The organism is Streptomyces sparsus (genome assembly GCF_054776295.1).
The window spans coordinates 1-1,499 of sequence record NZ_BAAHCA010001073.1; the positions used below are offsets into that span (position 1 = coordinate 1).

The 1,499-nt window shown below is 75.1% G+C and carries 1 protein-coding gene; it reads left to right on the forward strand.

What is annotated here, in order from left to right; all coding sequences use genetic code 11:
* On the forward strand, positions 1-1,499 hold a 1,499-nt coding region (locus ACYVE9_RS26395), incomplete at both ends, for a tetratricopeptide repeat protein (protein WP_461030411.1).

Consider the following 1,499-nt stretch of genomic DNA (forward strand, 5'->3'; position numbering starts at 1 on the left):
GGGAGGCCGCCCGGCAGCTGGCGGAACTGGCCCGGGCCGGGCTGGTCCAGCCGGCTCGCGGCGACCGCTACCGGCTGCACAGTCTGGTGCGGCGGTTCGCCAGGTCGCGGCTGCTGGACGAGGAGCCGCCGGAGGAGCGCGGCGCCGCGCAGGAGCGGCTGATCCGCAGCTACGCGGAACTGGCGGACACCGTGATCCGCATGGTCGACGGCAAGACGTCCACCCGGGCGGACCACTTCGGCAGCCACGGCTTCCCGTCGCTGGACGCCGCGCTGCGCTGGCTGGACGACGAGTCGAGCTTCATCACCGCGACGCTGCGGCACGCCGACGAGGGCGTCGACCAGTCGGCGGTACTGCACCTGCTCGGCGCGCTGTGCGACTACTGCCTGCTGCGCGGTGACCTCTACCGGCTGGGAGAGCTGAACGAGCTGACGCAGGCCGTCGACCACGGCCTGCTGACCAGGTCCGTGCAGTGGCGCACGGGTGTGGCGGCCCGGCAGCTCGGTGAGCTGGACAGGTCGCACACCACCCTGGCGTCGGTGGTCAACCTCTACCTGGAGGCGGACCACCGTGCGGGGGCGGCCCGGACGCTGCGGGAGCTGGGCATCACTCTGCATCACCAGGGCCGGCTGCCGGAGGCGGCGGCGAAGCTCACCGAGGCGCTGCGGCTCCAGGACGGTGACGGTCTGGAGGGTGACCGGGGCTGGACGCTGCACGCGTTGGCCGCCGTCGAACGGGACCGCGGCCGGGTGGGCCGGGCGATGGACCTGCTCCAGCAGTCGCTGGCGCTGCACCGCGCCAGCGAGAGCGTGCACGGGCAGGCGTGGGCGCACTACCAGCTGGGGCAGACGCTGCTGCGGGTCGGTGACGTGGCCGGTGCCGAGTCGGAACTGGACCAGGCGCTGGAGGACTACCGCCGCACCCAGGACCGGCGCGGGCAGGCGTGGGCGACGACGCAGCTGGCCCGGGCCCGGCTGTACTCGGGTGAGGCCGCGGAGGCGGTGGAGGCGCTGGTCGGGGCGCTGGCCCGGCACCGGGAGTGCGAGGACGCCCGCGGCGAGGCCTGGACGCTCTACTACCTGGGGCTGGCCCAGGAGGAGACCGGCGACCGGGACAGCGCGGTGCAGGAGCTGGAGCGGGCCAGGTCCTCCTTCAGCCGTATGCGGGACGTCTACGGGCTGGCCTGCGCCCGGCACCACCTGGCGAGGGTCTCCCGGGACCAGCGGGCGGCCCGCACCGGCACGCTGCACAACAGCGGCTTCGCGCGGCAGCTGCTCCAGGACGCCCGGGCCGACTTCCGCCGGGTCGGTGCCGCGCACGGGGAGGCCTGGTCCTGCCTGGAGCTGGCGGTGATCGACGCGGGCAACGGGAGGGCGGTGCAGGCACTGGAGCTGACCGACGAGGCGCTGCGCCTGTTCACCACCGGCTACGGCGACGTCACCTCCGGCGACGCGGCCGAGACGGGCGCGGGTGGCGGCGCCACCCCCGCGGGCGGGCCG